We start from the raw sequence: 26,737 nt of genomic DNA, 5'->3' as shown, positions 1-26,737 counted from the left end.
GCGCCTGCCTCGCATGGACCCCGAGATCGCCATGCTCCGGCGCATGAAATATAAATTCCTTGATAGGATAATTATAACTGTCTATTTTCTCCAAATAAGGAACGATAGAGATCGGGTCCCATGACCCGGATGGCTCGTTTCGCTGGAGAGAGAGACGATGGACCAACACAAGCACATCCTGCTGGTCGGTGGCGGCGGGCCGACGGGGGCGCTGGTGGTCAACGCCCTGATCGCCGAGGGGCACCGGATCGCGGTGATGAACACCGGGCGCCATCCCGTCGCCTTCGACGGTCCGGTCGAGCATCTGGCGGCCGACCCGAATTTCCTCGAATCCGTGCAGCAGGCCGTCGCCGGGCGCTATTTCGACACCGCGATCGTGCAATATGGCCGCCTCCGCCTCGTCGCCCGGGCGCTGACGGGCCATGTCGAGCATCTGGTCGGCATCACATCGACCTTCTATCCCGGGTGGATCGACCCGCCGGCGACCGTGCGGCCGACCTCGGAAACCGGCGAAGCGCGCGACTGGTCGGTACAATATCTGGACGAAGGCCTGCCGATGCCGCCGCACGTCCCGCTCGACCCCGTCGGGAAATTCGGCGCGCGCGTGGTAGAGACCGACACGGCGCTGCAATGGGCGCACGCGCAGGGCGATCTCGCGACCACGATCCTGCGCTATCCCCGCATCTACGGGCCGCGCCAGCCCGGCGCGGTCGAATGGAGCATCATCCGCCGCCTGCTCGACGGGCGCGAGCGCATCATCGTCCCCGAAGGCGGCTTCCTGCTGCAAAGCGCGCTCTATGCCGAAAATGCGGCGCGGGTCGTGCTCGCCGTCGTGCGCGATCGGCGGGCATCGGCGGGGCGGGTCTTCAACTGCGCCGATGGCGAGCCGATCTCGCATCGCAAGTGGATACGGCTGATCGCCGACGCGATGGGCAGGACGGTGGAACTGGTCTCGGCGCCCGCGGCGCTCGCGCGCCCGGCGTGGCCCTATGCCCGCTGGCCGCTGACCGTCGGGCATCACGTCCTCGACATCGGCGACCTCGCCGCGCTCGGCTACACGCCCGCGCCGGTCGCCTACGGCATCCGGCGCACGGTGGACTGGTTCCTCGAAGACCCCGCGGCGCGCGGCGGCGCCGCCGAACCGCAACTGAAGGACGCGTTCCGCTACGACATGGAGGACCGGATCATCGCCGAACTCGACCGCGCCCGCGCCGCGATCGAAGCGATCGATTTCCCCGATTTCGACATGAGCCACTATTACGCGCACCCCAGCCGGCCCGCCCGGTGATCCCTGGTATCAGGCCGGGGCGAAGCGTCCGAACCGGCTTGCGTGAAAGACCAGCGGGGCGCCGTCGGCGACCGCGACGTCATGGACGCGCCCGATGATGATGTGATGGTCCCCCGCGACGGGGCGGTCGGCGACGCGGCACTCGATGCGCGCCAGCGCGCCCTCGACGACGGGAATCGCGGGACGCGCTGCGCGCGGGCTTTCGGGCGCGCCGCCCGACCGGGCGTGGCGCAGCGCCAGCTCGACCTGGCCGTCGTTCAGCACATGCACCGCGAACATCCGTCCTGGCGCGAAGGCCGGAAGGTGGCGGCTCCGGTTGTCGAGGCACCAGAGGACGAGCGGCGGCTCCATCGAGACCGAGGTGAAGGAGTTGGCGGTGATCGCGACGGGCTCCGCGTCGGCGTGGCGCGCGGTGACGACGGTGACCCCGGTGGCGAACAGGCCGAAGACCTGTCGCAGCGCGCGCGCATCGAGCGCCGGCTCAGTCCGCATCCGCGGCCCCCGCCACAACGCCGCCCGCGTGGAGCGCCACGACCTCCTCGCGGCTGAAGCCATAGGCGGCGAGCACCGCGTCGGTGTCGGCCCCCGGCACGGCGGGCGGCGTGCAGGCGCCCGCCGCGGTGCGGCTGAAGCGCGGTGCCGGGGCCGGCTGGACGAGGCCGCCGACCTCGACGAACACCCCGCGCGCGGCATTGTGCGGGTGCTGCGGGGCCTCGGTCATGCGCAGCACCGGGGCGAAGCAGACGTCGCTGTCGCCGAGCAGCCGGGTCCATTCGTCGCGCGTCCGGCTGCGGAAGATGGCGGCGAGCCGCTCGCGCTGGCCGTCCCACTGCCGCGGGTCGTTGCGGTTTCCGAACTCCGCCGGGTCGATCCCCAGCCGCTCCTGCAACAGCGCGAAGAACTGCGGCTCGAGCGAACCGATCGTGACGAACTCGCCGTCGGCGCACTCATAAACGGCATAGAAGGGCGCGCCGCCGTTCAGGATCGTGCCGCCACGATCCTCGCGGAACATGCCCTGCGAGAGCATTCCGTGCACGCCGGCGGTCAGTAGCGCGGCGCCGTCGACCATCGCGGCGTCGACCACCTGCCCCTTCCCCGACCCCCGCGCCTCGAGCAGTGCGCAGACGACGCCGAAGGCGAGCACCAGCCCGCCGCCGCCGAAATCCCCCACCAGATTGAGCGGAGGCACCGGCGGCCCGCCCCGGCCGCCGATGCTGAACAGCGCCCCCGCGAGCGCGATATAGTTGATGTCATGCCCGGCGCGCTGCGCGAGCGGCCCATCCTGCCCCCACCCCGTCATCCGGCCGACCACCAGCTTCGGATTCCGTTCGAGCAGCAGATCGGGAGCGAAGCCGAGCCGTTCGAGGACCCCGGGTCGGAACCCCTCGATCAACCCGTCGGCGCCGTCGATCATGCGCAGCAGAGCCGCCTTGCCCTCGTCCTGTTTCAGGTCGAGGCGGATCGACCGGCGATTGCGCGCCAGCACGTCGAAGGGCACCGCGACGCCGATACCGCTCCCCCCGTCGACGCGCTCGACGCGGACCACCTCCGCCCCCATGTCGGCAAGCAGCATGGCGCCGAACGGCGCCGGCCCCAGCCCCGCCAGTTCGATGATGCGAATGCCGGCGAGCGGCCCCGCGCCCGCCGTCATCGCGCGCCGCCCACCGGTGGCGCGCTTTCGCTCGCGTCCCAGACCTGCTGGTCGGACAGCGCGATCAGCTTTTCATAAATGCCCGGCGGATAGTTGGTCATATGCGGTCCGGGCGCGTCCGGTCCGGGCTGCGAAACCCCCTGCGCCGACGGCTCATAGACCGGCGGGTTCCGGTATCGCTCCAGTTCCTCCGGACTGATGCCCGCGCGCGCCACGACGTCGGGATCGATCCAGCTATCGGGCGCGATCGGCGCGTCGGAACAGGATAGTTCGAGCGCCAGCCCCTCGGGCCCGGCGAAATAGATCGACTTGCAGAAACCATGGTCGACCGGCCCCAGCACCGGCACGCCCCTGGACCGCAGCCGCGCCTGCATCCGCAGCAGGTCCTCCATGTCCTTCACCTTCAACGCGATATGCTGCGTCGTTCCGGCGGCGCTCGCCGCGGTCGGATTGCCCGCGTGCGTCTCGCCGAACTTTTGCGGGATGCTCGCGACGAGCGGTCCCTGCACGAAGGCCACCGCGCTTTCGTCGTTCATGCGCAGAAAGCCGTGCCACGTCTCCTTGGCGCCGTGCATCCAGTACAGCGCCACCAGTTCCATCCCCAGCTTGTCGGTGAAGAAATCGATCTGCGTCTTGATGTCCGCCGTGCTGATCGCGAGATGATGTAGTCCCTGCACCCGGTTATCCATGACATTCTCCCGTGCGGCCCGGCCGCGATACGTCAGCGTCCCCTGAAGACCGGCGGGCGCTTCTCCAGAAAGGCGCGGGGCCCCTCGACGGCATCGTCGGTGGCATGGACCCGCGCTGAAAATTCGGTTTCGACCGCGAGCGCCTCCGTCTCTGGCAGGCCCAGCGTGGCGCGCACCGAGTTGCGCACCGCCTGCACCGCGAGCGGGCCGTTGGCGGCGATGCGGCCCGCAATGCGCATCGCCTCGTCCATCAGCAGCGCGGGATCGACGAGGCTGTTGACGAACCCATAGGTCCGCGCCTCCTCGGCCGAGATGGCCTCCCCGGTCAGCAGCATGTGCATCGCGTGGGCAAAGGGAATCTGGTCGCGCAGGCGCACCGTCGATCCGCCACCGGGGAACAGCCCGACCTTGACCTCGGGAATGCCGAAGGTGGCGTGCGGGACGGCGACGCGGATGTCGCAGTTCATCACCAGCTCCATCCCGCCGGCCACTGCATGGCCGTTGACGGCCGCGATCAGGGGCTTTCCGATATCGGTCTTGAACGGTCCGCCGCTCTTGCGCCCACCTTCTTTGCGGATGTCCAGCCACCGCCTTTCCCATTCGGTTTCGGGTGCCCGCGCCCCCGTCATCAGCGGGATGACCGCGTCGAGGTCGCCCCCTGCGCAAAAGGCCTTGGTCCCGGCGCCGGTCAGGATGGCGACGCGCAGTTCGTCGGCGGCGCGGACATGCTCGAAGACGTCGATCAGCCGGACCGCCATTTCGGCATCCATCGCGTTGAGCCGTTCGGGGCGATTGAGCGTGATGACCGCTATCGAATCCCGGATTTCCAGATCCACGACCGCCATCGTCAAATCTCCCGGATCGGAGGGAAGCCGAACATCGGAATCATACCAGAATCCCAGGAATTTCCTCGCCAAGCAGCGCGGCTCCATGCAGTTCGAGGCGGGCGTCGAGGTCGAACACGATATGCGCCCCGACGGTGTTCACGTCACGCGCCGCCCGACCCAGTGGGCTGTCCTGAAAATGGCCGCTGGCGCCCGCCGCTTCGCAGACATAGGCGATGACGCTCTTCGACTGGTCGACGGCATGGGCAAGCTGCGTGGCCCAGCGCGTCCGGTCGACGCGCGTCGCGTCGTTACGCAGCCGCATGACGTCCTCGACCAGATGCCGCAGCAGCAGGTAGATCTGCTCGACCTGAACCTCGGCGCGGGCCAGTCGCATATAGCTTGCGGTGCCGACCCGGCGCGTTCCGCCTTCCGCCTTCCGCGCCAGCAGCCGTTCCTTGAACAGGCGCACGCTGTTGCGCGCCTGCCCCAACGCGGGCATCGCCGCCGCCAGTCCCAGCGTCGGCAGCATCGGCGTGCGGTAGAGCGGGTTCGGGTGGAGGCTTGCTCCGGGCGTGTTGCCCTCGATCATGTCGGGGAAGGACAGCATCCGGCCGTCGGGGATGAAGGCGTCCTCGATCAGCACGTCGTTGCTGCCGGTCGCCTGCATCCCGTCGACGAACCACGTGTCCTCCACCCGCACCTCCGATCGGGGCAAGGCAAAGAACATCGGCACCCGCTTGCCGTCCTCGCGCGTCACGATCGCCGCGGGCAGCACCCAGTCGGCGTGCATGATCCCGGTGCTCCACGACCAGCGCCCGTTCAGGCGATACCCTCCCTCGACGCGCGTCACCTGGCCGGTCGGGGACAGCATCGCCGGGGCCAGCGCATAGCTCCGGCTCGCGAACAGCTCTTCCTGGAACGCGCGGGGAAAGAGGCAGAATATCCAGACATGCTCGATATAGAAGTTCGCGACCCAGGCCATCGACGCGTCGCCCTCGCTCAGCGCGAGCCCGACCTCGAAGAAGGTGTCGAGGTCGAACTCGAGCCCGCCGTACACGCGCGGCGCCATCAGCTTGAAGATCTCCGCCTCCTCCAGCGCCCGGATGACCGTGTCGGTCGGGCGCCGCAGCGCCTCGGCCTCGCGCGCTTCCGCGGCCAGCAGCGCGGACAGGCGCTTCGCCCTCTCGACCAGTTCTTCCTTCGTGGTGGCCGGTGCTTTCGCGCCGGGCGCCTCGCGAGCCAAAGTCTCTGCCGTCATCATGTCACTCCGTGGTCCCCGCGAGCGCCCGGATGTCGGGGCTCGCGATCATCCTTCACCGAAACTTGAACTGCAATTGCACCGCGATCGTCCGCGGCGGGTCGACATATTGCTCGTAATTGTTGCCGAGGATGTTCGACAGCGGGATGTCGTCGCCGAAATGCGCGGTCGTCTTGTCGGTCAGATTCTTGCCCACCAGCGCGAGCGAAAACGCCTCGTTCGGCGACGTCAGCGTGATCGACGCGTCGAGCTTGGTGAACGCCCGCTGCGCCACGAAGGGATCGAGGTCGCCCGCGGTGAAGAAGGAACCGCTGTGGAACAATTGCCCGTCGACCGAATAGGTCCAGCCGCCGGCGAGCCCGTCCTCCCAGCGCGCGTTGAGCGTGCCGGAGAATTTCGGCGCATAGGGCAGCCGCTTTCCGGTCAGGTTGCAGGTCGTGCCCTGGCCGAACGGACAGGGACCGGCCGGATAGGAATCATATTCCGATTTCAGATAGGTCGCGGACACGCCCAGCGTCAGCCGGTCCGACGCGGCGAACTGGGCCTGCGCCTCGACACCCGCCGAGGTGGCCGCCGCCGCATTGCCGACGATCAGCGCCGCGACACCGTCGAAGATGCTGACCTGCAGATTGTCGTACTGGCTATAGAAGGCCGCGACCTGCCCGCGCAGCCGCCGGTCGGCGCTTTCGCCCTTGATGCCGATCTCGAAACTGTCGACCTTCTCGTCGTCGAAGATGATCGCGTTCAGCTTGCCCTTGGTGTCCCCCTCATCGAAGCCGCCGGCCTTGAAGCCCTGCGTGTAGGAGGCATAGTACATCACGTCGCCCGGCTTGTAGCGCAGCGTCAGCGCGAGCGAATGGTTGTTCGTGCTGCGCTCGATGTCGTTCAGCTGATGCGGCACGCCCAGCCCGATCGCCGAGAAGATCGTCAGATTGGGATTGGGCGTCAGCGAGCCGAGGTCGGAGAAATAGAATCGCTTGTCCATCCCCTTCCTGTCGTGGGTGTAGCGATAGCCGGCGACGAGCGACAGCGCATCGGTGGCGTTGATCGTGCCCTCGGCAAAGACCGACCAGTTGTCCGTCGTCTGCCGGAAATTCTGCACGCGCGTGCCGCTGCCGAACGGAAGCGGGGTCTGCGAGAAATTCAGGAACGCCAGCTTGTCGCTGCGCAGCTTTTCCGACGACAGATAGACGCCCCCCTGATATTCGAACACCCCGCCCGATGCCGACGCCAGCCGCAGTTCCTGCGCCCACGACCGCCAGCTCTGATCCCATAGCTGATGGATCAGGTCGAGCGGCGTGAAATCGCTGTCGAAGGCATAATCGACGTCATAGCCGGCATAGCTGGTGACGCTGGTCAGGGTGTGCGAGCCGAGGTCGAGCGTCGCGGTGAGGTTGGCGTTATAGGTGGACGCATCCTCGAACTCCCGGTTGAAGCGGTTGGCCACCCCCGGGCCCGACTTGCGATAGTTCAGCTCATATTCGGCGTTGGGATCGATCGGCTGGATCAGTTGCCGCAGCGTCGGCGACGCCTTGCTGATCTGGGCGCGCCCGCCCCGCATCCGCGCCTTGCCATATTCGCCTTTCAGCAGGACCTCCAACCGGTCCGTCGGGTTCCACGCCAGCGTCGCGCGCCCCACCCAGTCGCGCCGCCGCGGCTCGTCGGTGCCCAGGAATGTGTTCTTGACGAAACCGTCGGTGATATAGGAGCGGACCACCACACGCGCCGCGAGCGTGTCGGACAGCGGCCCCGACAGGATGCCGGTGGTGCGGAACGTCCCGAACTGCGGCTCGATATATTCCTGGATCGACGCCTCGAACGTGTCGGTCGGCTTGCGCGTCGTGATGTTCAGCGCGCCGCCGATCGTGTTCTTGCCGAACAGGATCGGCTGCGGCCCCTTCAGCACCTCGATGCGGTCGACGTCGAGGAAGGCATGCCGCGACGACTGGCCGCGCCCGAAATAGACGCCGTCGACGAAGGTGCCGACCGACATTTCGAAACCCTGGTTCTCGCCCGAACCGATCCCGCGAATGAACAGCAGGTCGCCGACCGGGGTGGGCGTCACCGACACGCCGGGCACCGCCTTCAGCGCTTCGCCGAGCATCTGGACGCCCTGCTTGTCGAGGCTCTGTCCCCCGACGACCGCGACCGATACCGGCACGTCGAGCAGATTCTCCTCGCGCTTCCGCGCCGTGACGATGATCTCGTCGAGGCCGCTGCCCGATGCGTCGGCGCGCGCCGACTGCCCGGTTCCGGCGTCCTGCGCGAACGCGGCGGGGGATTGGAGCGACAGCGCCAGCGCCGTCGCCGTCAGGAGTCCCATTCTGGCCTTGATGGTATACGCAACAGACATCTCTTCCCTCCCCAATGTCAGGACCATATGCGCGGCCCTTGTTCCCAATTATCCATCTGATTTTATGTTATGATTTCTCTCTTCCGATCAGGTCCGGATCGTGCTGGCCGATCGGCGGCGCCGGATGGCGGATCGTCGTCGGCGTGCGCGAGAATTTGACCGATGGGCCGGTGAGCTTCGCCTCCACCCCGTCGGACAGGCGCACGGCCTGCAGCATGTCGCGCGCAGCGATGTGCGGCTCGGCGGCGACGTCGGCGTAGGTATTGACGCGCGTGACGGCCAATCCGCGCGCCGAAAAGGCGGCGATGACCTCGTCCACGGGGCGCGGCGCGCACCAGCCCGCGAGCAGGCCGTTCAACTCTTCGCGGCGTTCGAGCCGCTCGGCGAGCTTCAGACCCGACAGGTCGGGCCGTCCGATCAGTTCGGCCATCGCGTCCCAGTGCGTATCGAGCAGCGTCGCGATATAGGCGTGACCGTCGGCGCACGGATAGGTGTTGGCCGGCATCGCCTTCAGGAACTGGTTGCCCGTCTTGGGCAGGTCGAGCCCATAGGCGCCGACGGTCAGATTCCCGTTGCTGGTATAGAGCAGGCAGTCGGTCAGCGCGACGTCGACATGCTGCCCCTCGCCGGTGCGATCGCGGTGGCGCAGCGCCGCGAGCAGCCCCAGCGCCGCATGCAGGCCGGCGAGGTCGTCCGCCAGATAGGTCGGCGCCTTCAACGGCCCCGCTCCCGGCTCACCCGCCACCGACGTCCAGCCGCAGTAATTCTGGGCGATCGGGTCGTAACAGGCCCGGTCCGACAGCGGCCCGAACTGCCCGAAGCCGCTGATCGAAACATAGACGATGTCGGGCTTGACCTTCGCGATGTCGCGATAGCCCAGACCCCATTTGGCAAGGGTTCCGGGCTTGAAATTCTCGATCAGGACGTCCGCCTGTTCGCACAGCTTCAGGAACGCCGCCTTGTCGTCCGGGTCGCGGACGTCGAGGGCGACATTCTGCTTGTTCCGGTTCACCGTCTCGTGCTGGACCATCAGGTCCGAACCGGGGATGCCGTGCGGCTGGCGCCGCATCACTTCGCCCGCCGGATGCTCGACCTTGATGACCCGGGCGCCGAAGTCGGCGAGGATGCAACCGGCCATCGGGCCGGCCCACGACGTCGTCAGCTCGATCACGGTCAGGCCCTGGCACGGGCCGGTGCAATCGTGTCGCGCGTCTCTGTAGAACTCGGCCTTTTCCAAAATCTCTCTCCCGATCCGTTTCCGCAGAGCTTTTGCCGTCTACAGAGCGAAGGAATAGCCCCCATTGACGGGGTAGGTTTGCCCGGTGATCCAGCTTGCCGCGTCCGACGCGAGGAAAAGCGCCATGTTGGCGATATCCTCCGGCTCGCCGAACCGCCGGATCACATATTGGCCGAGCATCCGGCGGGCGCGTTCCGGGTCCTCGGTGACGTCGGCCACGCCCGGCGTGCGCGTCGTCGCGATGGCGATATTGTTCGCCGTCACCCCGTGACGCCCCATCGTTCTGGCAACCGCGCGCGTGAAGCCCGCCGCGCCGGCCTTCGCCGCGGAATAGATTTCGAGCCCCGGTTCGCCGACCCGTCCGGCATCGGATACGATCGTGACCAGCCGGCCGAATTTCCGCTCCATCATCGCCGGCAGAACGGCACTGGAGCAGTTCAGCACGCCGTACAGATTGACGCCCAGAAAGGCGTCCCACGTCGCCCGGGATGCCGACCAGAATGGTGCCGGTTCGACCTCGTCCGGCTTCGCCCCCATGTTCCCCGCATTGTTGACGAGGATATCGACCGGACCGAACGCCTCCGCGGCCTTCGCTACCATCGCCTCCACGGCATCGCGGTCGGTCACGTCCGCCGCGATGCCGACCGCTTCGCCCCCCAGCGCGCGAACCTCTTCCGCAACCGCCTCCGCGCGGTCGGCGCGGAAATCATTGACGACGACTGCCCGGGCTCCCGCTCCGGCAAAATGCAGGGCGATCCGGCGGCCGACGCCCTGCCCCGCTCCGGTGACGAGGCATGTGCGCCCTTCCAATGTCAGAATCTGCCGGTTCAACGCTATCCCCCCTTCAGCGCGCCGTCGTCTTTTGCGGAGAGAATATCCCCGCATAGACGGCATCGTTCGTCATCGAACGCTCACGAAAATCGTCGCGCTCCTCCTTCGATCCCATGTCGCGGACGACCCGGCGCTCCATCGCCAGTCCCTCCGCGAGCGGCAGGTCGAGCGACCGGTTGAGGAGCGCCTTGCCGGCCGCGAGGGCATAGGGCGCCTTGCCCACGAGTTGCCCCACCAGATCCTCGACGCACCGGTCGAGCGCCTCTCGCGACGCGACCGCCGTCACCAGGCCGACCGCAAGCGCCTCGCGCGCACTCAGCGAGCCGCCGAGCAGGATCAGTTCCTTGGCCTTGGCGAGCCCGACCAGCCGCGGCAGGCGCTGCGTGCCGCCGGCCCCGGGCAGCGCGCCGAAGCGGATTTCGGGAAGGCCGATCTTCGCGTCGTCCACCATGATGCGGAAATCGCAGGCGAGCGCGATTTCACAGCCGCCCCCCATTGCCGCGCCGTTGATGACCGCGATGACCGGCTTCGCCACCGCCTCGATATGGCTGACGAAATCCCGGCGCGGATCGCCCGTGACGCCTTCTTCGGTGATCATGTCCTCGATCTCGCGCAGGTCGGCGCCGCCGCAGAAATGCTTTTCGCCCGCACCGGTCACCAGGATGCACGCGATCTCGCGATCGGCCTCGAGTTCGTCGAGCGCGTCGTTGAAATCGACCGTGAGCTGCATGGTGATCGTGTTGGCGCGCGCCGGACGGTCGAGGATGATCGTCGCGATCGCTCCGCTGCGCTCGATACGGATCGGCCTGGCCTGTTGCAAAACCCACTCCCATGTATTGCTTGACTGGTGAATTTAATGATCTCATATTATCCAAGTCAACACATTTTTTGAAACGGGGGAAAAGCTTTGGCGGGGCTCTTTTTGGAAGGCGAACCGAACCCGGCGCTCAGGGGGCAGGAATGCGAAGGCTGCGGCCGCGTCGCCTTTCCGCCCAATCCCTACGGCTGCGAAAAATGCGGGGCGCCGGCTGCGATGCTGGTCGATCGCCCGCTGGCCGGGCGGGGGCGCATCGTGGCGTTCGTGACGACGACCCACGCGAACCGGCGCGATTTGTCGGTGCCCTATACGGTGGCGTCGATCGCGCTCGACGATGGCCCGGTCATTCGGGCGATCATGACCGACTCGACCGGCGAATCGCTCGCCGCGGGCGATGCGGTCGAAACCGTGCTCGTCGAGCGAGCGGCGGACGAGGGAAGCACCGACCGCGTCCTGCGGTTCCAGAAGCGCGAGGCGGCGTGATGCGCCGGCCGCTGCGCGATTATCGCCCCGTCCATGTCGTCGGGATCGGCCTCCATCGGTTCCAGCCGCTCAGCGAGACGACCTATGTCGAACTCGGCCTGACGGCGATTCGCGAGGCGATGGCCGATGCCGGGATCGCCTTTTCCGCTATCGACTCCGCCTATTGCGGAACGGCGCTGCTCGGCATGGCGCCCAGCCGCGCGATGCTCAGGCATCTCGGGGCCTCGGGCTTGCCGATCACCCAGGTCGAAAATGCCTCGGCTTCGGGATCGACGGCCGTACGTCAGGCGGTTCTCGAAGTCGCCAGCGGCATGGCGGACGTGTCGCTCGCGATCGGGCTCGACAAACCCGCCCCGATCCGCCTCGCCCACGAAGCGGCGGGCGTTCCCGATCTAGTCAACGCCTATGCCTCGCCTTTCACGCATTTCGCGCTGCTCGCCGACGATTATATGCGCCGGTACGGGGTCACCGCCGAACAGGTTGCCCGGGTCGCGGAAAAGAATTTCCGAAACGCATCGAAGAACCCCCACGCGCACCGGCAAAAGGGCTATTCGCTCGCGGAGATATTGTCCGGCCCCAATATCTCCGGCCCCCTGACCCGGCTGCAATGCTGCCCGATCGGGGAAGGCGCCGCCGCCGTGATCGTCGCGTCCGACGACGCCATCGCGCGGCTCGGCCTCTCTCGCGCGCGCAGCGTCCGGGTCCTCTCGTCGACGTCGCGCTCGGAGCGGGTTTACGACCCCGGCGCCGATCCCGACACCGAGCTGACCCGTGAAACGCTGGCCATGAGCTGCGCGGAAGCGGGCGTTTCACCCGGCGACCTCGACGTCGTCGAATTTCACGACGGTTTCTCGATCGAGGAGCTGCTCTACGTCGAGGCGCTGGGCGTCTGCCCGCCCGGGCAGGCCGCCGGACAACTGGCGCGCGGCGATTTCGACATCGGCGGGCGCGTTGCGATCAATCCCTCGGGCGGCCTTCTGGCGATGGGGCATCCTATCGGTCCGACCGGCGTCGGCCAGATTTGCGAGATCGCGCGCCAACTCCGCGGCGAAGCCGGCCCGCGCCAGCATCCGGGGGCCCGCCTCGGGCTCGCCCATATGGTCGGCATCGGCTCGGTGTGCGTCGTCCACATCCTTTCGGCCGCCGATTGACCCCGGCTCGCACCGGTCCGTCAGCATCAGTCAACAGGAATCACCCATGCGCATTGGTCAGATCGTTCCCAGTTCCAACACCACGATGGAAACAGAAATTCCCGCCATCCTGCGCGGGCGCGAGCGCCTGCATCCCGGCGATCGCTTCACCTTTCATTCGAGCCGGATGCGGATGAAGCAGGTCACGAAGGAAGAACTCGCGGCGATGGACCGGGACAGCCTGCGCTGCGCGGCGGAACTGGCCGACGCCGCCGTTGACGTGGTCGGCTATGCCTGCCTCGTCGCGATCATGAGCATGGGCCGCGGCTATCACTGCACCAGCCAGGACGCGCTGCAGGCGCGAATGCGCGAGGAAGGCCATGCCGCGCCGGTGATCACCTCGGCCGGCGCCCTCGTCGACGAACTCAGGCTGGCGGGCATCCGGTCGGTCGCGATCGTGACCCCCTATATGCCGGCGCTGACCGCGCTGGTCATCGATTATATCGAGGATCAGGGCATCCGCGTGGTCGACGCGATCGCGCTGGCGATCCAGGACAATCTCGAGGTCGGGCGCCGCGATCCGATGGCGCTGGTCGACGATGTGGACCGGCTCCGGATCGATGGCGCCGACATGGTGATCCTCTCCGCCTGCGTGCAGATGCCGTCGCTCGCCGCGGTCCCCGTCGTCGAGGACAAGCTCGGCCTGCCGGTGACATCGGCCTCCATCTGCACCGCCAGATCCATGCTGCGGTCGCTCGGCCTCGAACCCGTCGCGCCGGACGCCGGTTTCATGCTGGCCACCCCCGACTGACGCCCCCTCCATCGCCACCGCAAGGTCACCGAACCCGCAACCGAAAGGCCACGATCATGGCAAAAGACTACCAAAAACCCACCACCACCCCTATTCTCATCGCATTCACCGAGGCGCAGCAGTCGCGCGAAACCTACGGCGGCGGGGTGGCGAACGTAGTCCTGCAGGGCATGCATCTGCGGCGCCCCGACGCCACCCGCGACACCGTACTCGTCTTCATGCACCCCACAGCGACGCTCGACACACTGCCGCTGCCGCGCGAACTGGCGCGGCGCGGCGTTCCGGTGCTTGCATGCGGCAGCCGCTATCCGCACAACGACAGCGCACTAATCATGGAGAAGGTGCTCGTCGACCTTGGTCACTATGTCCGATATGCCCGCGAACGACTGGGCTACAGGACGGTCATTCTCGCTGGCTGGAGCGGCGGGGCCTCGCTTTCGGTCTTCTATCAGTCGCAAGCCCAGAATCCGACGATCACGGCGACGCCGTGCGGCCATGCGATCGACCTGTCGGGGCTTCAGCCGGCCGATGCGATCATGCAGCTTGCCGCCCATTCGGCGCGTGCGCGGATCATGACCGAGTCGATGGATGCTTCGCTGCGCAGCGAAGGCGACCCGACCGATCGCAACGCCGCCTTCGACCTCTATGACCGCATCACTGGGCCGAAGCCGCCCTATGCCCCCGATTTCGTCGCGGCCTATCGCGCGGCGCAGATCGACCGCAACCAGCGGATTACGGCGTGGGTGCGCGAGACGCTAGACGCGCTGAAGCGGCGCGGTTCGGCCGATCAGGAACGATGCTTCGTGACCCACGGCACCATGGCGGACCCCCGGTGGCTCGACCCCACGCTCGACGCCAATGGGAGAGCTCCCGGAATCTGCTACCTCGGCGAACCGGAGGCCGTGAACAACGGCCCCATCGGGCTGGCGCGGTTCGCGACCTTGCGAAGCTGGCTTTCGCAATGGAGCATCGACGAATCGCGCGCGAACACGGAGCTTCAGGGGCCGCATGTCACGGTTCCCGCGCTGGTGATCGCCAATGCCGCCGACGACTGCTGCCCGCCTTCGCACACCGACACCATCTATCGCAGCCTCGGCGGTCCGAAGGAGCTGCACACCATCCCCGGTGCCAATCACTATTACATCGGCCAGCGGGAGCAGTTGGATGCCGCCATCACACTGATCATCGACTGGCTTCGGAAGGGCGGCCTGCTCGAAGGCCTGCCTGACGCCTCTGGAGGGGGGTGAGGGGGGTAGCGCGCCGCTGCCCCCGCTCTTCCCTTCCGCCGTGGTCGCGCCCGACGTTGCGTCGCGCACAACTGTATCTTAAACGACGGGCATTCGCGAAACGGGGCGCGACGGGCGCTGATACCGCCAGCGCGGCCCGTGCGACTGATAGAGGTGGGACAATAGTCCATTGACCAGTATATCTGCAGACGGCGCAAAAGCCGAGACGAGCCCGCAGCGCGCACCCCAGCGGCGCAAGCGGCGGGAGCAGCAGCGCGCGATCGAGACCAAACAGGCCATCCTCGCAGCGGCGCTGCGCGAGTTCGCCGACAAGGGATTCGACGGCGCCAGCACGCGGGAGATCGCCGACAAGGCCGACGTCAACCACCGTTTGATCGGGCATCATTTCGGCAACAAGGAATTGCTGTGGGAAGCCACAGCCAAATATGTTTTCGGCGAATATGTCGCGCAGCAGCGAAAGCGATATCAGGGCCTGGACGGGGTCGATCAGCCCATCCTGCTGCGTCTGATGCTGCGCGAGTTCATCGTGTTCAGCGCCAAGGTTCCCCAACTCCACCGCTTCATGGTCCAGGCCAACGAAGGCGGGCAGAAGCGGCTGGAATGGCTGATCAAGAATCATCTCGCGCCCGGCATCGCCATGGACCTGATGATTTTGCGAAAGGCGCAGGAGGAAGGCATGCTTCGCAGCGGCGACCCGATGCATCTCCGCTATCTGTTCATCGGAGCGGCCACGTCGGTGTTCACGCTGTCCGAAGAATATCAATTCATGTCAAAGCAGAATCCCTTCGATGAGGATTTCATCGAAAATCACATCGAAATGGTTCTGTCGCTTTTCCTGACGCCGAAAGACAACGCGCCCTAATCATCCTTAGGAGTTTTCAGATCAGACAGCCGACAGGTTCACGAAAACCTTGCGGAACCTCTCCATCAGGCCCGCTAGACTACCAGCGCGAACAGTACGAAGGCGCCGAGAGGCACGTCAACGGCGGGCGAGCCAACCTGCTCTAGGAGAGGGGCTTGCGGGTCCAAGGTGCGGGGCCCGCCGCCGTCGGCCGGCAGGCCCGGAAAACGGGACCGGCCAAACGGGAGACGGATGCAATCAGAGATCGTCGTCGTCCCCGTCGTCGGGGCCGGTCATCATCTCTTCCGCCACCGCATCGGTGCGGCCGCGGATCGCGCTTTCGAGCCGCTGCATCAGCTCGGGATTCTCGCTCAGGAAGTTCTTCGCATTCTCTCGGCCCTGCCCGATTCGGATCGAATCATAGCTGAACCAGGCGCCCGATTTCTCGACCAGCCCGGCCTTGACACCGAGGTCGAGGATTTCGCCGATCTTCGAAATACCCTGGCCGTACATGATGTCGAACTCGACCTGCTTGAACGGCGGCGCGACCTTGTTCTTGACCACCTTGACGCGCGTCGTGTTGCCGACGATCTCGTCGCGGTCCTTGATCTGCCCGGTGCGGCGAATGTCGAGGCGGACCGAGGCATAGAATTTGAGCGCGTTGCCGCCGGTTGTCGTCTCGGGATTCCCGTACATCACGCCGATCTTCATGCGCAGCTGGTTGATGAAGATCACCATGCAGCGCGAACGGCTGATCGACCCGGTGAGCTTGCGCAGGCTCTGCGACATCAGCCGTGCCTGCAGGCCGACATGACTGTCGCCCATCTCGCCCTCGATCTCCGCGCGCGGAACGAGCGCCGCGACCGAATCGACGACAAGCACGTCGATCGCGTTCGAACGTACCAGCGTGTCGACGATCTCCAGTGCCTGCTCGCCGGTGTCGGGCTGCGACACGATTAGTTCGTCGATGTCGACGCCAAGCTTCTTCGCATAGACGGGATCGAGCGCATGTTCGGCGTCGACGAAGGCCGCGGTGCCGCCCACCTTCTGCGCCTCAGCGATACAATGCAGCGCGAGCGTAGTCTTGCCCGAACTTTCGGGGCCATAGATTTCGATCACGCGTCCGCGCGGCAAGCCACCGACCCCAAGCGCAATGTCGAGCCCGAGCGAACCGGTGGAGATCGCCTCGACCTGCATCGCCTCCTTCGAGCCGAGCTTCATCACCGAGCCCTTGCCGAAGGCGCGGTCGATCTGCGCCAATGCGGCGTCGAGCGCCTTCTGCCTGTCTGGTCCGTTCACTGATTTCCCCGATTCGACGAGTGACAATTGTCCGGCCATTTGCCGTCCCTTTCCTGCTCTAGAGCGAGCGCAGAGGCATCGCAACGCCCTACCTTTGTGCCACATTTGTTCTATCGGAACAAGAGGGGAACAAAATAATTTGGTGAGCGGAAAGGCTACCCGGTGAAGAACGCGCTCAGGGCCGCCTCGATCTCCGCCAGGCGGAAGGGTTTGGTCACCAGCGTCCGGTGCGCGTGCGCGGGCGGGATAATGTCGCCACCGCCGGTGGTGAAGGCAAAGGGAATCGCCCGCGCCGCCAGCGCATCGGCCACCGGCCATCCCTTGGTTTCGCCTAGGTTGATGTCGATCAGCGCCGCTGCGACCGGCTGCGCGTCGAGTACCGCAAGCGCCTCCTCGATCGACGTCGCCTGTGCGGGCTCGGGAAAGCCGAGCGCTTCGAGCATGTCGACGAGCATCATGCCGATCAGCACGTCGTCCTCGACCAGTAGGACTAGCCGATCATCCATCATCGGACACCCGGTGCGCGGCATCGTCGAGCGCCGCCGAAACAGCTTCGGCAAGTTGCGCTACGGAAAAGGGCTTGGGCAGGAAGGCGACATAATCGATGTCGATCGACTGGCGAAGCTGCTCCTCGGCATAGCCCGACATGAAGAGCACAGGCAGCGCCCGCCGCTTCGCGCGCATCGCGCGGACCATCGTCGGACCGTCCATCGTCGGCATCACGACGTCGCTGATCACCAGATCAACCTTGTCCATGCCTGCGAACCGCTCGAGCCCCTCCTCGCCCTGCGACGCCGTGACGACGCTGTAGCCCGCGCGGGTCAACGCGCGTTCGGCGACGGCGCGGACCATGTCCTCGTCCTCGACCAGCAGGAGGGTGCCTGTGCCCCATTGGGACTTCTTTGCGCGGATCGGAGCGGCGGGAACGGCGGGGGCGCCGCTGCCGGGGACGGCGGGCGCGCCGCTGCCGGAGACGGCGGGGGCGGTGCCGGCGGCGCGGTGGACGGGCAGGTAGATGGTGAAGCTCGTCCCCTCGCCGGGCCGGCTGTCGGCGAAGATGAAGCCCGCCGACTGCTTGATGATGCCATAGACCGTCGACAGGCCCAGCCCCGTTCCCTTGCCGACGTCCTTGGTGGTGAAGAAGGGTTCGAAGATCTTGGGCAGCACATCGGCGGGAATGCCCGCGCCGGTATCGCTGACCTTGAGCGCACTGTAATCGGCGGGCGGCATGAACTCGTTGCCCATCTGCCGCACCTCGGCCGCCGACACCGGATAGGTCTCGATCGTCAGCGTGCCGCCGCCGGGCATCATCGCATCGCGCGCGTTGACGGCGAGGTTGATGATCACCTGTTCGAGCTGGACCGGGTCGGCGCGCACCGCGCCGAGCCCGCGGCCGTGATGGACCGCAAGCTGGACCGTGTCGCCCATCAGCCGCCTGAGCAGGTGCGACACCTCCGAAATCACGTCGGGAAGCTGCAATATCTGGGGCCGCAGCGTCTGCTGGCGCGAGAAGGCGAGCAATTGCCGCGTCAGGCTGGCGGCACGATTCGCGTTGCTGCGGATATGCTGGATATCGTCATAGTCGCTGTCGCCCGGCGTGTGGCGCATCAGCATCAGGTCGCAGCTTCCGAGCACCGCGGTCAGGATATTGTTGAAATCATGCGCGACGCCGCCCGCGAGCTGGCCGACCGCCTGCATCTTCGACTGCTGCGCGACCTGGCGCTTGAGCCGCGTCTCCTCGCTCGAATCCTTGAGGCTGAGCAGCACCGCCGCCTCGCCCAGCCCGCGCACGCCGACGACGCGCATCGACACCGGCTCGTCGCCCTGCCCGACGAGGCGGATCGACAGATCGCCGCCGACCTGCTGGCCGCTGCTGTGGCGGCGGATCATGTCGGCGAGCGGCCCCTTGTCCTCGCCGACGACGAGGTCGCCGGGGTAGCGCGGCATCCGGCCATCGGCCACCCCCGCCGCGCGCCCGAAGGCGCGGTTCATGTAGAGGAACCGCCCGTCGCGATCGACGAGCGCGAGCCCGAAGGGGAGCAGCGACAGCAAGGTCTCGATATAGGTCTGCGCGGTGCCGCGGTCGGCGGGCCCGACCTCCTCGTCGATCAGCGCGAGCAGCAGCGGACCGGCGGGATCGGCCGGCGCCAGCGGAATCTGGAGCATCCGCACCGGCGGCGCCCGGTCGCCCTCGCGCGCGAAGGTCAGCCCGCCCGAATCGTCGAGCCGCAGCATCGCCGCCACGTCGCGCCCGGCATAATGGCTCGCATCGCTCTCGCCGAGCGCTCGCAGCAGAAAGGCCTGATTGGCGACGCGCAGCCGACCCTCGGCATTGACCAGCGCCGCCATCACCCCCGCCTGCCCGAGCGTCCGGCCCGCCGGTCCTTCGAGGTGGCGGAGAATCTCCGACGCAAGGTCGAGGCGGTCGATCGCCGCGAAGCGCCAGACCAGATAATCGTCGGCCTGCCCGGTGCGGTTGACCTGTGCGCGCAGCGGCAGCGCGCCGACCTTCAGATCGTCGACGCGCCCTTCGCCGTCGCGCCACGCCGCGCGGCCGGCGTTCTTCAGCGCCTCGGCGCCGCGCCCGTCGAGCGGCAGGCCGGGCGGGGTCACGAAGCCGCCCATCCAGGTCGCAAACAGGTCGTTGGCGCAGACGAGGCGTCCCGCCCGGTCGGTCACCGCGATCGCGACATCGTCGTGATCGACCGCCTGGCGCAGCATCGTCCAGTCGGGCGCCGCCGCCTCGCTGGCTCCCACGGCGGGAAAGACCCGGCGCAGCAACAGAACGCCGCCCGCCGCGACGGCAAGACCCGCGAGAAAACCCGCCGCCAGCACGGCATCGCGCGTCGCCCAGAAGAGAAGCCCGACCGACAGCAGCACCAGCCCACCGAGCAGCGCCACGTCGAATCGCGACAATCCCGAAGGCACCAGCGCCGCCGCCGGCCCCGTCCCCCTGCCGAGTTCGGCGTCAGCGGAAGGCAGGGTCGTCGCGGTCAAGGGCAGTCTTTCCTGTTTCGCATCACCAGATGCGGACACGGTCCTTCGGCGCCAGATACAGCTTCTGGCCCGGCTTTACCTGATAGGCCTTATACCAAGGGTCAAGGTTGCGCGAGACCCATGCCCGCTGAATCGAGGGCGAATGCGGGTCGGTGGTGATACGCTGCGACAGATTCTGCTCGCGGTAGTTGCGCCGCCACACCTGCGCCCAGCCAAGGAAGAAGCGCTGGTCGCCGGTCAGCCCGTCGATCACCGGCGCCGCCTTGCCGCCCAGCGACGCCTTGTACGCGTCATAGGCTATGGTCAGCCCCGCGAGGTCGCCGATATTCTCGCCGAGTGTGAAGGTGCCGTCGAGATGTTCGCCGGGCAGCACTTCATAGGCGTCATATTGCGCGACGAGCGCCTTGCCCGCCGCATCGAATGCCGCGACGTCGGCCGGGGTCCACCAGTCGGACAGCTTGCCGGTCTCGTCATATTTCGCGCCCTGGTCGTCGAAATGATGGCTGATCTCGTGACCGATGACGGCACCGATGCCGCCATAGTTGATCGCCGCATCGGCCTTGGGATCGAAGAAGGGCGGTTGCAGGATCGCCGCGGGAAAGACGATCTCGTTCATCCCGAAATTGGCGTAGGCATTGACCGTCATCGGGGTCATTCCCCATTCCCAGCGGCGGATCGGCCCGCCGAGGCGGCTGATATTGTCGTCATGCGCGAACTGGTTGGCGCGCAGCGCGTTGCCGAACAGATCGTCGGCACGGATTTCGAGCGTGCTGTAGTCCTTCCAGCGGTCGGGATAGCCGATCTTGGTGGTGAAGTTGGCAAGCTTGCGCTTCGCCTTCACCTTGGTTTCGGGCTGCATCCACGTCAGGTGGCCGATGCGCTCGTCGAGCGCGGCGAGGACGTTCTTCACCAGCCCGTCCATCGCCGCCTTGGTTTCGGGCGGGAAATATTTGGCGACATAATCCTTGCCGACCGCCTCGCCCATATGGTCGCTGACGAAATCGACCGCGCGCTTCCAGCGCTCCTGCATCTCCGGCGTTCCCGACAGCGCGGTGCCGTGGAAGGCGAAAGCCTCCTGCGCCACCGCGTCGGGCAGCACGTCGGCGAAATCGTCGAGGCTGCGGACGAGCAGCGCGTCGCGGATCACGCCGATCGGCGCCTCGGCAATCAGCTTCGCCTCGCCGGTGAAGGCGCTCGGCTGCGACACGAGAAGGCTGTCCTCCTTGACCCCGATGCCCCGGATGAAGGTCGTCCAGTCGAAGCCCGGCGCTGCCTGCGCGAGTTGGGCGATCGTCATCTTGTTATAGACCTTGGTCGCGTCGCCGCTGTCGTTCTTGTCCCAGTGAACCTCGGCAATCCGCTTCTCGAAATCGTAGAGCGCCCGCGCGCGCGCCGCGGCGTCCTTTTCGCCCGCGAGGGTCAGTATATTTTCGAGGTGGCGGAGGTAGGCGGCCTGCAACGCCGTGTTGCGGTCCCCGCCCTTCAGATAGAAATCGCGGTCGGGCATGCCGATGCCGCCCTGAACCATGGTGTAGATATAGACGTCGGGATTCTTGTCGTCCTGCCCCACATAACCGCCGAAGAAATGCGAGATGCCGTTGCGATCGGCCTCGGCCAGCAGCGCCGCCAGCCCGGCCTTGTCGACGGCGCGAACCTTGTTCAGCCAGGGCTCGATCGGCGCCAGCCCCTTCGCCTCGACCCCCGCGCCGTCGAGATAGGAGGCATAGGCGCGACCGATCATGCTGTCCGGATTGCCCTTCGCCGCATCCAGTATCTCGCGCGTGCGCTGCTGCGACAGGTCGGCGAGCGCGGTGAACATGCCATAGTTGGATTTGTCGGCGGGGATCGCCGTCGTCTTTGCCCAGGTGCCGTTGGCATAGGCATAGAAATCGTCGCCGGGCTTCACGCCTCGGTCCATGCCCGCCATGTCGAAACCGAAATCGCCGATCTCGGGCCCGGCGGCGGCATCGGTGGCGGGCGCCGGAGCCTTGGCGGCGTCCTTCGCCGTGGCGGAGGATGCGAAACCGAGCAGCAGCGCGCCGACGGCGGCGGTCGCGAACAGGCGCGAAGAGATATGCGAACGAGTCATGACGGTCCCCAGAGGATGGTGGGCGCGACCACGGCCCCGGCGCGCGGGGCAGATGGTTACAATGGAAACAGCTATACCCGCGCGAACCGCGCGTTCAACCGGCCGTCCCGTCGCTCGTCGATGCCTCATGTCGTTGGTCGCGCGCCCGGCGCAGCTTGCGCCGCCAGCGCAGGCGGATCCAGTTGTCCCAGAACAGCGCCGCGAGCAGATAGCCCACCACCGCAGACACGACCGAGATGACGAACAGCCCCGCAAGCAGCGCGGGCGCCGCGTCGGACAGCACCCAGCGCACCCACGCGCCCGCCGACGCGCCTTCGTCCACCATGATCGAGATGGTGGCGACGTTGGCGTGCAGCCCGAACATGCTGTTCCCCAGCCACACCGACGCCGCGATCAGGAAGGGCGTCGTCGCCGGGTTCGACAGGAAGGTCATCGCGGCACCGATCGGGATATTGGCGCGGAACGGCAGCGCAAGCAGCGCGACGCCCAGAATCTGGACGCCGGGGATCAGGAAGAAGATGCCGACGAACAGCCCGAGCGCGGTGCCGCGCGGCACCGACGTCCGCGTGAAGCGCCACAGATGGCTGTGCGCGACGCGATGCGCGAAGGGCTTAATGAAACGGCTCTCCAGCAATTCTTCCCGCGAAGGAGAATTGCGGCGGATCCAGTTCATCACCGCGGCTTTATCGCGAGGTTTGCCGCCGCGGCTCATCCCCGTTCCTTCATCAGGCGCTGCTTGTCGCGCTTCCAGTCGCGTTCCTTGATCGATTCGCGCTTGTCGTGCGCCTTCTTGCCCTTGGCGAGCGCCAGTTCGACCTTGGCGCGCCCGCGGCTGTTGAAATAGACCGACAGCGGAACCAGCGTCATCCCCTGCCGCGCGACGGCGGCGTGCAGCTTGTTGATCTCACGCGTGTTCAGCAGCAGCTTGCGCGGCCGGCGCGGTTCGTGGTTGAAGCGGTTGCCGTGGCTGAATTCGGGGATATTGGCGTTGATCAGCCACACCTCGCCGCCCGCCACCTCGGCATAGCTTTCGGCGATCGTGCCCTCGCCGAAGCGCAGCGATTTGACCTCTGTCCCCTGCAACGCGATGCCTGCCTCGAACACCTGTTCGACGGCATAGTCGAAGCGCGCGCGCCGGTTCTCGGCGACGACCTTCTTCTTGTCGAATTCGGGGGCGGATTGCGGACGGGCCATTGAGAAACCTGAAAATTGAACCTTATGCCAACTCTTGACCCGTTCGCGTCGAACGGAGGGGGAAAGACCACATAGCGATCATAGCCTAAATCACGCCCGCCGCGGACAGCGCGGCATCGACCGCCCGGCGCGACGCATCCGACGCCGGGATGATAGGTAGGCGCACTTCGGGCGAAAACCAGTCGTGGACGCGCGACAGCGCATATTTGACCGGCCCCGGCGAGGCGTCGGAGAACATCGCCTTGTGCAGCGCGAACAGCCGGTCGTGCAGGCTCAGCGCGCCGCTCCAGTCGCCCGCGGCGCAGGCGGCGGCGAAATCGGCGCACAGCCGCGGCGCAACATTGGCGGTCACCGAGATGCAGCCGACGCCGCCCAGCACCGCGTGCGGCAGCCACAGGTCGTCGTTACCGCTGAGCTGGCAGAAATCGGCGCCCGCCCCGGCGCGATGGACGGTGACGCGGGCGAGGTCGCCGCTGGCATCCTTGATCGCGACCACCGACGGAATCTCGGCCAGCCGGCACATCGTCTCGGCCGCGATGTCGGTGACGGTGCGGCCGGGGACGTTGTAGACGACGATCGGCAGGTCGCTCGCGTCGGCCAGCGCCCGGAAATGCGCGATCAGCCCGTCCTGCGTCGGCCGGTTGTAATAGGGGGCGACGACCAGCGCCGCCGCCGCGCCCGCCGCCTGCGCATGGCGCATGTGCCGGATCGCGGTCGCGGTGTCGTTCGACCCGCAGCCGGCGATCACCGGCACGCGCCCCGCCGCCGCCTCGATGCAGGTGTCGATGACCCGGTAATGCTCGTCGAAGCCCAGCGTTGGGCTTTCGCCGGTGGTGCCGCACGGAACCAGCGCGCTCGTCCCCTGTTTGACCTGCCAGTCCACGAGGCGCACGAAGGCCGGGGCGTCGAACGCCCCATCGCGAAATGGCGTCACCAAGGCGGGAATCGAGCCCGAAAACATGCTCCGCTCCTTTACAAAAAAGCGCCGGAACCGATAGGGAAGGTCGGCGCGCCGCCTAATGAACGCCTATTCAGCGCCCCGCAAGGAGTTTGGCACTAAAATGCCCGGCATGATCTCGCTGTTCCCCGTTTCCCGTCTCGCGCTGGCTGCGGCGCTCCTTCTTCCCTCCATGGCGGCCGCCAGCGAACTGACGCCCGAACAGATGGCCTGGTATCGGGCCCAGATGGGGCTTGCGTCGGTCTCGACCACACCGCCGACGGCGACCAATACGGTCGGCGACGCGGTGATGGAATGGCGGCGCCTGACCCAGGACCAGAGCGCCTCCTTCGACCGCCTGTCGCGCTTCCTGATGGCGAACAAGGGCTGGCCCGACGCGGACAAGATGCGCACCCGCGCCGAAAAGGCGATCGCGATCGACAGCTTCGACCCCGCGCGCACCCTCGCCTATTTCCAGGCCTATCCGCCAAAGACGCCGAGCGGCGAGCTGCGCATGGCGCTGGCGCTCAACGCCTCGGGCCGCCGCGACGAGGCCTATGCCGCCGTCCGCCGCGCGTGGACGGGCGGGCCGCTCGACGAGAGCGAGGTCAACCGCGTGCTCTCCTTCTTCCCCGGCGCACTGAGCCTGGCCGACCATGATGCGCGGATGGACCGGCTGCTGTGGTCGAACAACACCGCCGCCGCGGCGCGCCAGCTCGGCTTCACCTCGCCCGAACGGCGCGCGCAGTTCGCGGCGCGGCTCGCGCTGCGCAGCGCCGCGGTCGACGCCGCGCTGCAGGCCGCGGCGGTCGAGGCGGCCAACCCGGCGATCCTGCGCACCGATCCCGGCTATATCACCGCCAAGGCGACCTGGCTGCGCAAGTCGGGCCGCGTCGGCGAGGCGCGCGCGCTGCTGGCGGGCCCGCGCAGCCTGGCGAGCCCTCCCACCGATGCCGAGGAATGGCTCGAGACGCTGCTGACCAATGCGCGGCAGGCCGACGCGGCGGGCGACAAGCTGACCGCCTATAATATCGCGAAGCAGATCGACGACGCGCTGCCGCCGGGCACGGTGGTGCGCGAGACGCCGCTGGGGGTGCGCGACGATTACACCTCGCTCGCCTGGCTCGCGGGCCAGCTCGCCTTCAAGGACCTGCGCCGCCCGGCCGAAGCGGTGCGGCTCTACCGCGCCTATGGCGACGCCGCCCGCTCGGCGCAGACGCGCACCAAGGGCTATTACTGGGCCGGCCGCGCGGCGCTGGCGGCGGGCGACGCCGCGGCCGCCAACGCCCATTTCGCCGACGCCGCGCAGCATTACGACCAGTTCTACGGCCAGCTCGCGCTCGAACGGCTCGGCCGGCCGCAGCCGCGCCCGGCCCCGGTGCCGAGCATCCAGGTCAGCGGCGCCGAGCGAACGGCATTCGACGACGACCGCCTCGTCCGCGCGTCGCGCGCGCTGGGAGAGATCGGCGCGTGGCGCGAACAGTCGCTGTTCCTGCGCGCGCTGGCGCAAAAGGCGACCTCCCCCGCCGACCATGTGCTCGCGGGCCAGCTCGCGCAGCAGATCGGCCGCCCCGACCTGGGCGTGATGATCGGCCGCAGCGCGCAGGCGAACAGCCTCGACGCGGTCGAAGTGTCGGGCTTTCCGACCGTCCGCGTCCCCGCCGGCCATGAGGGCAACTGGACCTTCATCCACGCGATCACGCGGCAGGAAAGCCAGTTCGACCGCGCCGCGGTCAGCCATGCGGGCGCACGCGGGATGATGCAGCTGATGCCCGGCACCGCGCGCGAGGTCGCGGGCAAGCTGGGGCTCGGCTACGACGCCGGATCGCTGACCACCGACACCGGTTACAACATGACGCTGGGGTCGACCTATTTCCAGCAGATGCTCAGCTATTTCGGCGGCAGCTATCCGCTCGCCGTCGCCGCCTACAACGCCGGGCCCGGCAATGTGAACAAATGGCTGCGCGCCAACGGCGATCCGCGGACGGGGGCGATCGACATCCTCGACTGGATCGAGGCGATCCCGATCTTCGAGACGAAGAACTACGTCCAGCGCGTGCTTGAGAATGCCGTCGTCTACGACACGCTGCGCGAAGGCGGCCGGGCGCTGCCCAAGGCGCCGCTGAGCTTCTACCTCGGCAAGTCGAACCCCGGCTGAATCCCGTGGCGGGGGACAGGAGCAACATCATCAGCCCGGCGGGCTTCGCCGCGCTGCGCGCCGAATATGACGCGCTGCTGGGCGAGGAACGGCCGAAGCTGGTCGAAACGATCAGCTGGGCGGCGGGCAACGGCGACCGCAGCGAGAACGGCGACTATATCTACGGCCGCAAGCGGCTGCGCGAAATCGACCGGCGGCTCGCCTTCCTCGCGCGGCGGATGAAGGCGGCGCGCGTCGTCGATCCGGCGGCGCAGCCCGACCAGGGCCGCATCTGGTTCGGCGCCACCGTCGAACTCGCCGACGAGGACGACATGCGGCGCACGGTCACGCTGACCGGCGACGACGAAGCCGACGCCGGCGCCGGGCGGATCGGCTGGAACAGCCCCCTCGCCCGCGCGCTGCGCGGCGCGGCGGTCGGCGACCTGCGCACGGTCCAGCTTCCCGCCGGCCCGAAGGAATGGGAAGTGATGACGATCGCCTATCCCGGCGCGGGATGAGGTTGAAGCACCGTCTGCGCGTTACCCTGTCTATCCCGTCACCACCCTCTTCCCCGGCTAAAGCCGGGGTCCATGCGAGGTAGCGCTGTGCCATCTGGACCCC

The 26,737-nt window shown here is 67.3% G+C and carries 24 protein-coding genes; 8 read left to right on the top strand and 16 right to left on the bottom strand.

What is annotated here, in order from left to right; genetic code table 11:
* Nucleotides 1-157 precede the first annotated feature (157 nt).
* Nucleotides 158-1,288 (top strand): NAD-dependent epimerase/dehydratase family protein, encoded by a 1,131-nt coding sequence (locus SGR02S_RS13345; RefSeq protein ID WP_067110660.1) that lies wholly within the window; start codon nucleotides 158-160, stop codon nucleotides 1,286-1,288.
* Between the two features lie 9 nt (nucleotides 1,289-1,297).
* On the opposite strand, the gene SGR02S_RS13340 is transcribed toward SGR02S_RS13345, so the two are convergent.
* The 9 genes from SGR02S_RS13340 to SGR02S_RS13300 all read right to left on the bottom strand — a co-directional run bounded on the left by SGR02S_RS13340 (nucleotide 1,298) and on the right by SGR02S_RS13300 (nucleotide 10,954).
* Nucleotides 1,298-1,780: a flavin reductase family protein gene (locus SGR02S_RS13340; RefSeq protein WP_067110658.1), complete on the bottom strand. Its 483-nt coding sequence runs from the start codon at nucleotides 1,778-1,780 to the stop codon at nucleotides 1,298-1,300.
* Entirely contained in the window at nucleotides 1,770-2,939 is a 1,170-nt protein-coding gene (locus SGR02S_RS13335) for a CaiB/BaiF CoA transferase family protein (protein ID WP_067110655.1), read from the bottom strand. Before SGR02S_RS13335 ends, SGR02S_RS13340 begins: the two co-directional genes overlap by 11 nt.
* On the bottom strand, nucleotides 2,936-3,628 hold the full coding sequence (locus SGR02S_RS13330; protein ID WP_067110652.1) for a VOC family protein: 693 nt from the start codon (nucleotides 3,626-3,628) through the stop codon (nucleotides 2,936-2,938). Before SGR02S_RS13330 ends, SGR02S_RS13335 begins: the two co-directional genes overlap by 4 nt.
* A gap of 32 nt (nucleotides 3,629-3,660) precedes the next feature.
* A complete protein-coding gene (locus SGR02S_RS13325) occupies nucleotides 3,661-4,473 on the bottom strand; it encodes an enoyl-CoA hydratase-related protein (protein ID WP_156483080.1) in 813 nt (270 codons plus the stop codon).
* Between the two features lie 40 nt (nucleotides 4,474-4,513).
* Nucleotides 4,514-5,713: an acyl-CoA dehydrogenase family protein gene (locus SGR02S_RS13320; protein WP_156483079.1), complete on the bottom strand. Its 1,200-nt coding sequence runs from the start codon at nucleotides 5,711-5,713 to the stop codon at nucleotides 4,514-4,516.
* Between the two features lie 55 nt (nucleotides 5,714-5,768).
* On the bottom strand, nucleotides 5,769-8,036 hold the full coding sequence (locus SGR02S_RS13315) for a TonB-dependent receptor (protein WP_067110645.1): 2,268 nt from the start codon (nucleotides 8,034-8,036) through the stop codon (nucleotides 5,769-5,771).
* 97 nt (nucleotides 8,037-8,133) lie between these two features.
* The gene (locus tag SGR02S_RS13310) at nucleotides 8,134-9,237 is read right to left on the bottom strand and encodes a CaiB/BaiF CoA transferase family protein (protein ID WP_156483078.1); all 1,104 of its coding nucleotides are present in this window, start codon (nucleotides 9,235-9,237) and stop codon (nucleotides 8,134-8,136) included.
* Nucleotides 9,238-9,342: 105 nt separating this feature from the next.
* On the bottom strand, nucleotides 9,343-10,134 hold the full coding sequence (locus SGR02S_RS13305) for an SDR family NAD(P)-dependent oxidoreductase (protein WP_067110639.1): 792 nt from the start codon (nucleotides 10,132-10,134) through the stop codon (nucleotides 9,343-9,345).
* Nucleotides 10,135-10,147: 13 nt separating this feature from the next.
* Nucleotides 10,148-10,954 carry an enoyl-CoA hydratase/isomerase family protein gene (locus SGR02S_RS13300; protein WP_067110635.1) on the bottom strand — a complete coding sequence of 269 codons (807 nt, stop codon included), beginning with the start codon at nucleotides 10,952-10,954 and terminating at the stop codon, nucleotides 10,148-10,150.
* Nucleotides 10,955-11,056: 102 nt separating this feature from the next.
* Here SGR02S_RS13300 and SGR02S_RS13295 point away from each other — a divergent pair, with 102 nt between their 5' ends.
* The 5 genes from SGR02S_RS13295 (at nucleotide 11,057) to SGR02S_RS13275 (ending at nucleotide 15,484) form a co-directional block, all read left to right on the top strand.
* Nucleotides 11,057-11,434 carry a Zn-ribbon domain-containing OB-fold protein gene (locus SGR02S_RS13295; RefSeq protein ID WP_169799688.1) on the top strand — a complete coding sequence of 126 codons (378 nt, stop codon included), beginning with the start codon at nucleotides 11,057-11,059 and terminating at the stop codon, nucleotides 11,432-11,434.
* Nucleotides 11,434-12,585: a thiolase family protein gene (locus SGR02S_RS13290; protein ID WP_067110631.1), complete on the top strand. Its 1,152-nt coding sequence runs from the start codon at nucleotides 11,434-11,436 to the stop codon at nucleotides 12,583-12,585. The genes SGR02S_RS13295 and SGR02S_RS13290 overlap by 1 nt, the downstream gene beginning before the upstream one ends.
* Nucleotides 12,586-12,631: 46 nt before the next feature.
* Nucleotides 12,632-13,375, top strand: coding sequence for a maleate cis-trans isomerase family protein (locus tag SGR02S_RS13285; protein WP_067110628.1), 744 nt, complete (start codon nucleotides 12,632-12,634; stop codon nucleotides 13,373-13,375).
* 56 nt (nucleotides 13,376-13,431) lie between these two features.
* The gene (locus SGR02S_RS13280) at nucleotides 13,432-14,622 is read left to right on the top strand and encodes a PhoPQ-activated protein PqaA family protein (protein WP_067110625.1); all 1,191 of its coding nucleotides are present in this window, start codon (nucleotides 13,432-13,434) and stop codon (nucleotides 14,620-14,622) included.
* 169 nt (nucleotides 14,623-14,791) lie between these two features.
* Nucleotides 14,792-15,484, top strand: coding sequence for a TetR/AcrR family transcriptional regulator (locus SGR02S_RS13275; RefSeq protein ID WP_067110623.1), 693 nt, complete (start codon nucleotides 14,792-14,794; stop codon nucleotides 15,482-15,484).
* A gap of 237 nt (nucleotides 15,485-15,721) precedes the next feature.
* Here the strand turns inward: SGR02S_RS13275 and recA are convergent, their stop codons facing one another.
* The 7 genes from recA to dapA form a co-directional block, all read right to left on the bottom strand.
* Nucleotides 15,722-16,801, bottom strand: a complete 1,080-nt coding sequence (recA, locus tag SGR02S_RS13270; RefSeq protein ID WP_067110620.1) for a recombinase RecA — start codon at nucleotides 16,799-16,801, stop codon at nucleotides 15,722-15,724.
* 116 nt (nucleotides 16,802-16,917) lie between these two features.
* Nucleotides 16,918-17,268 carry a response regulator gene (locus SGR02S_RS13265; protein ID WP_255211478.1) on the bottom strand — a complete coding sequence of 117 codons (351 nt, stop codon included), beginning with the start codon at nucleotides 17,266-17,268 and terminating at the stop codon, nucleotides 16,918-16,920.
* On the bottom strand, nucleotides 17,261-19,693 hold the full coding sequence (locus SGR02S_RS13260; RefSeq protein ID WP_067110666.1) for a hybrid sensor histidine kinase/response regulator: 2,433 nt from the start codon (nucleotides 19,691-19,693) through the stop codon (nucleotides 17,261-17,263). Before SGR02S_RS13260 ends, SGR02S_RS13265 begins: the two co-directional genes overlap by 8 nt.
* 88 nt (nucleotides 19,694-19,781) lie before the next feature.
* On the bottom strand, nucleotides 19,782-21,848 hold the full coding sequence (locus SGR02S_RS13255; protein WP_067110617.1) for a M13 family metallopeptidase: 2,067 nt from the start codon (nucleotides 21,846-21,848) through the stop codon (nucleotides 19,782-19,784).
* Nucleotides 21,849-21,942: 94 nt separating this feature from the next.
* Nucleotides 21,943-22,521, bottom strand: coding sequence for a DUF2062 domain-containing protein (locus tag SGR02S_RS13250; RefSeq protein ID WP_067110663.1), 579 nt, complete (start codon nucleotides 22,519-22,521; stop codon nucleotides 21,943-21,945).
* A gap of 35 nt (nucleotides 22,522-22,556) precedes the next feature.
* A complete protein-coding gene (smpB, locus tag SGR02S_RS13245) occupies nucleotides 22,557-23,042 on the bottom strand; it encodes an SsrA-binding protein SmpB (RefSeq protein WP_067110614.1) in 486 nt (161 codons plus the stop codon).
* An 85-nt stretch (nucleotides 23,043-23,127) separates the two neighbouring features.
* The gene (gene dapA, locus SGR02S_RS13240) at nucleotides 23,128-24,003 is read right to left on the bottom strand and encodes a 4-hydroxy-tetrahydrodipicolinate synthase (protein ID WP_067110612.1); all 876 of its coding nucleotides are present in this window, start codon (nucleotides 24,001-24,003) and stop codon (nucleotides 23,128-23,130) included.
* A gap of 100 nt (nucleotides 24,004-24,103) precedes the next feature.
* Between dapA and SGR02S_RS13235 the strand changes: the two genes are divergently transcribed.
* Both SGR02S_RS13235 and greB read left to right on the top strand, forming a co-directional pair.
* Complete coding sequence (locus SGR02S_RS13235; protein WP_067110609.1) at nucleotides 24,104-26,137, top strand: lytic transglycosylase domain-containing protein; 2,034 nt, start codon at nucleotides 24,104-24,106, stop codon at nucleotides 26,135-26,137.
* 5 nt (nucleotides 26,138-26,142) lie between these two features.
* Nucleotides 26,143-26,634 (top strand): transcription elongation factor GreB, encoded by a 492-nt coding sequence (gene greB, locus SGR02S_RS13230; protein WP_067110606.1) that lies wholly within the window; start codon nucleotides 26,143-26,145, stop codon nucleotides 26,632-26,634.
* Nucleotides 26,635-26,737 lie beyond the last annotated feature (103 nt).

Origin of the sequence: Sphingopyxis granuli NBRC 100800 (genome assembly GCF_001591045.1) — a bacterium.
GTDB lineage: Bacteria > Pseudomonadota > Alphaproteobacteria > Sphingomonadales > Sphingomonadaceae > Sphingopyxis > Sphingopyxis granuli.
The sequence above is the reverse complement of the archived record's forward strand: the minus strand, read 5'-3'. Positions and strand labels throughout refer to the sequence as shown.

Excerpts from the sequence above, each read along its gene's own strand:
- SGR02S_RS13330 (WP_067110652.1), bottom strand. The coding sequence starts at position 3,628 with ATGGATAACCGGGTGCAGGGACTACATCATCTCGCGATCAGCACGGCG.
- SGR02S_RS13290 (WP_067110631.1), top strand. The coding sequence starts at position 11,434 with ATGCGCCGGCCGCTGCGCGATTATCGCCCCGTCCATGTCGTCGGGATC.
- SGR02S_RS13285 (WP_067110628.1), top strand. The coding sequence starts at position 12,632 with ATGCGCATTGGTCAGATCGTTCCCAGTTCCAACACCACGATGGAAACA.
- SGR02S_RS13340 (WP_067110658.1), bottom strand. The coding sequence starts at position 1,780 with ATGCGGACTGAGCCGGCGCTCGATGCGCGCGCGCTGCGACAGGTCTTC.
- SGR02S_RS13335 (WP_067110655.1), bottom strand. The coding sequence starts at position 2,939 with ATGACGGCGGGCGCGGGGCCGCTCGCCGGCATTCGCATCATCGAACTG.
- SGR02S_RS13315 (WP_067110645.1), bottom strand. The coding sequence starts at position 8,036 with ATGGGACTCCTGACGGCGACGGCGCTGGCGCTGTCGCTCCAATCCCCC.
- recA (WP_067110620.1), bottom strand. The coding sequence starts at position 16,801 with ATGGCCGGACAATTGTCACTCGTCGAATCGGGGAAATCAGTGAACGGA.
- SGR02S_RS13345 (WP_067110660.1), top strand. The coding sequence starts at position 158 with ATGGACCAACACAAGCACATCCTGCTGGTCGGTGGCGGCGGGCCGACG.
- SGR02S_RS13320 (WP_156483079.1), bottom strand. The coding sequence starts at position 5,713 with ATGACGGCAGAGACTTTGGCTCGCGAGGCGCCCGGCGCGAAAGCACCG.
- smpB (WP_067110614.1), bottom strand. The coding sequence starts at position 23,042 with ATGGCCCGTCCGCAATCCGCCCCCGAATTCGACAAGAAGAAGGTCGTC.
- SGR02S_RS13255 (WP_067110617.1), bottom strand. The coding sequence starts at position 21,848 with ATGACTCGTTCGCATATCTCTTCGCGCCTGTTCGCGACCGCCGCCGTC.
- dapA (WP_067110612.1), bottom strand. The coding sequence starts at position 24,003 with ATGTTTTCGGGCTCGATTCCCGCCTTGGTGACGCCATTTCGCGATGGG.
- SGR02S_RS13265 (WP_255211478.1), bottom strand. The coding sequence starts at position 17,268 with ATGGATGATCGGCTAGTCCTACTGGTCGAGGACGACGTGCTGATCGGC.
- SGR02S_RS13250 (WP_067110663.1), bottom strand. The coding sequence starts at position 22,521 with ATGAACTGGATCCGCCGCAATTCTCCTTCGCGGGAAGAATTGCTGGAG.
- SGR02S_RS13235 (WP_067110609.1), top strand. The coding sequence starts at position 24,104 with ATGCCCGGCATGATCTCGCTGTTCCCCGTTTCCCGTCTCGCGCTGGCT.
- SGR02S_RS13325 (WP_156483080.1), bottom strand. The coding sequence starts at position 4,473 with ATGGCGGTCGTGGATCTGGAAATCCGGGATTCGATAGCGGTCATCACG.
- SGR02S_RS13280 (WP_067110625.1), top strand. The coding sequence starts at position 13,432 with ATGGCAAAAGACTACCAAAAACCCACCACCACCCCTATTCTCATCGCA.